Origin of the sequence: Phormidium tenue FACHB-1050, assembly GCF_014696925.1 — a bacterium.
GTDB lineage: Bacteria > Cyanobacteriota > Cyanobacteriia > Pseudanabaenales > Pseudanabaenaceae > Pseudanabaena.
The window spans coordinates 2,501-5,379 of sequence record NZ_JACJQY010000089.1; the positions used below are offsets into that span (position 1 = coordinate 2,501).

A 2,879-nucleotide genomic window follows, 5' to 3' on the forward strand; every position below is an offset into this window, starting at 1 on the left:
ACGGTCAGACGTTAAATCGTCCTCCCATTGCTTGTAAGCTCACGGTTTCATGTTCTATTTCACTCCCCTTCCGGGGTTCTTTTCACCTTTCCCTCGCGGTACTGGTTCACTATCGGTCACAAGTGAGTATTTAGCCTTACGAGGTGGTCCTCGCGAATTCACACGGAATTTCTCGTGTACCGTGCTACTCAGGATTCAGCTTGCCAACTTTGATTTTTAATTACGAGGCTTTCACTCTCTTTGGCGTGTCATTCCAAACACTTCATCTAGTCTCTGTTGTACAGTGTTGCTGTCCTATAACCCCAGTCGGTCATGCCAACTGGTTTGGGCTGGTTCCCGTTCGCTCGCCGCTACTTAGGAAATCATTATTTATTTTCTCTTCCTTCAGCTACTAAGATGTTTCAATTCGCTGAGTTCGCTCTTTCCCGTCTATTTTATTCAACGGGCAGTATATAGGGTTGCCCCATTCGGAAACCTGCGGATCAGGGCTTGCTTCCAGCTCCCCGCAGCTTATCGTAGGTAACCACGTCCTTCATCGCCTTCTTGTGCCTAGGTATCCACCGTGAGCCCTTTGTAGCTTGACCTCTGTGTTTCCACTTTGGATCTACTTGCTTCTTATTACTATTACTATGCAGTTTTCAAGGTTCTTTCTAAATTCTCGCTCTCGCTAGAATTTAGCAGTCTCTCTAGTTGTTTAGGTTTTACCTAACTAGATGAGTTGCTAAACTCTTGCTTTTGCTTTTGTTGGTTTTAGTAGTTTGGTGGAGATAAGGAGATTCGAACTCCTGACTTCCTGCGTGCAAAGCAGGCGCTCTACCAACTGAGCTATATCCCCAGAGTTGTCTATCACTTTCAGCTTTTGGCTTCTAGCTGTTAGATTCTCAAGTGGGCCATACTGGACACGAACCAGTGACCTCACCCTTATCAGGGGTGCGCTCTAACCAACTGAGCTAATGGCCCTTTATGTTAGCCAAATTTAGAACCTGACTTAGTTTGAAAGCTTTCCAATAAATCTCGAACGACCTTGGGATGACTTATGTCTGACCTAATTCTGTGTTGGTTCAGTCTAGACATAAATAGGTCTCCCTATAAGGAGGTGATCCAGCCGCACCTTCCGGTACGGCTACCTTGTTACGACTTCACCCCAGTCACCAGCCCTGCCTTAGGCGCCTCCCTCCCTTGCGGGTTGAGATAACGACTTCGGGCGTGACCAGCTTCCATGGTGTGACGGGCGGTGTGTACAAGGCCCGGGAACGTATTCACCGCAGTATGCTGACCTGCGATTACTAGCGATTCCGCCTTCATGCAGGCGAGTTGCAGCCTGCAATCTGAACTAAGACCGGGTTTATGAGATTAGCTTGCATTCGCATGCTTGCGACTCTTTGTCCCGGCCATTGTAGTACGTGTGTAGCCCAAGGCGTAAGGGGCATGATGACTTGACGTCATCCCCACCTTCCTCCGGTTTGTCACCGGCAGTCTCTCTAGAGTGCCCAACTTAATGATGGCAACTAAAAACGAGGGTTGCGCTCGTTGCGGGACTTAACCCAACATCTCACGACACGAGCTGACGACAGCCATGCACCACCTGTGTTCGTGCTCCCGAAGGCACTCCTCCCTTTCAAGAGGATTCACGACATGTCAAGCCTTGGTAAGGTTCTTCGCGTTGCATCGAATTAAACCACATACTCCACCGCTTGTGCGGGCCCCCGTCAATTCCTTTGAGTTTCAATCTTGCGACCGTACTCCCCAGGCGGGACACTTAACGCGTTAGCTACGGCACTGACCGGGTCGATACGGCCAACACCTAGTGTCCATCGTTTACGGCTAGGACTACTGGGGTATCTAATCCCATTCGCTCCCCTAGCTTTCGTACTTCAGCGTCAGTTGAGATCCAGCAGGACGCTTTCGCCACTGGTGTTCTTCCAGATATCTACGCATTTCACCGCTACACCTGGAATTCCTCCTGCCCCTATCTCTCTCTAGTCTAACAGTTTCCATTGCCGATCCAAGGTTGAGCCTCGGGCTTTGACAACAGACTTATTAAACAGCCTACGTACGCTTTACGCCCAATAATTCCGGATAACGCTTGCATCCTCCGTCTTACCGCGGCTGCTGGCACGGAGTTAGCCGATGCTTATTCGTTAGGTACCGTCATTATCTTCCCTAACAAAAGAGGTTTACAACCCACAGGCCTTCGTCCCTCACGCGGTATTGCTCCGTCAGGCTTTCGCCCATTGCGGAAAATTCCCCACTGCTGCCTCCCGTAGGAGTCTGGGCCGTGTCTCAGTCCCAGTGTGACTGGTCATCCTCTCAGACCAGTTATCGATCGTCGCCATGGTAGGCCATTACCCCACCATCTAGCTAATCGAACGCAAGCTCATCTACAGGCATTAAAACTTTCACCCGAGGGCATATCCGGTATTAGCAGTCATTTCTAACTGTTGTCCCGAACCTATAGGTAGATTCTTACGCGTTACTCACCCGTCCGCCACTAAGTCCGAAGACTTCGTTCGACTTGCATGTGTTAAGCATACCGCCAGCGTTCATCCTGAGCCAGGATCAAACTCTCCATGGTGTCTTTATACTTTCAGAATTTCTTCCTACTTTTCTAAAGCTTTTTTCCTTTCGGATGGGTTTGACTTTTTTAAGCTTTTCGCTTATCCTGTCGGATAGCTAGTTATCTTTCAATAATCTAGTCTTTCTTTATTTCTTGACGAGGTTTATTGGTTTCTTAAAGCTTTCAAACTATTTGGTTGTCTAGGTTCTTAGCGCTTTTCTTGTGTCGGGTTCGCTTCGCTTTCGCTCGTCTCTCCCTTCAGCGCTTTATTAAGTTAGCAAGCTTAATTAACTTTGTCAAGCGTTTTCTTGAATAAAGTTTT

The 2,879-nt window shown here is 48.4% G+C and carries 2 tRNA genes and 2 rRNA genes (1 of these 4 cut by a window edge); all 4 read right to left on the minus strand.

The window, feature by feature from the left end:
- Window positions 1–584: ribosomal RNA gene (locus tag H6G05_RS24920) — 23S ribosomal RNA — on the minus strand (it extends 2,238 nt beyond the left edge of the window).
- Window positions 585–759: 175 nt separating this feature from the next.
- Window positions 760–835 (minus strand) — tRNA-Ala (locus tag H6G05_RS24925).
- Window positions 836–886: 51 nt separating this feature from the next.
- Window positions 887–960 (minus strand) — tRNA-Ile (locus H6G05_RS24930).
- Between the two features lie 129 nt (window positions 961–1,089).
- A 16S ribosomal RNA gene (locus H6G05_RS24935) occupies window positions 1,090–2,575 on the minus strand.
- The 16S and 23S rRNA genes sit together here with 2 tRNA genes alongside, the layout of an rRNA operon.
- Between the last annotated feature and the right edge of the window lie 304 nt (window positions 2,576–2,879).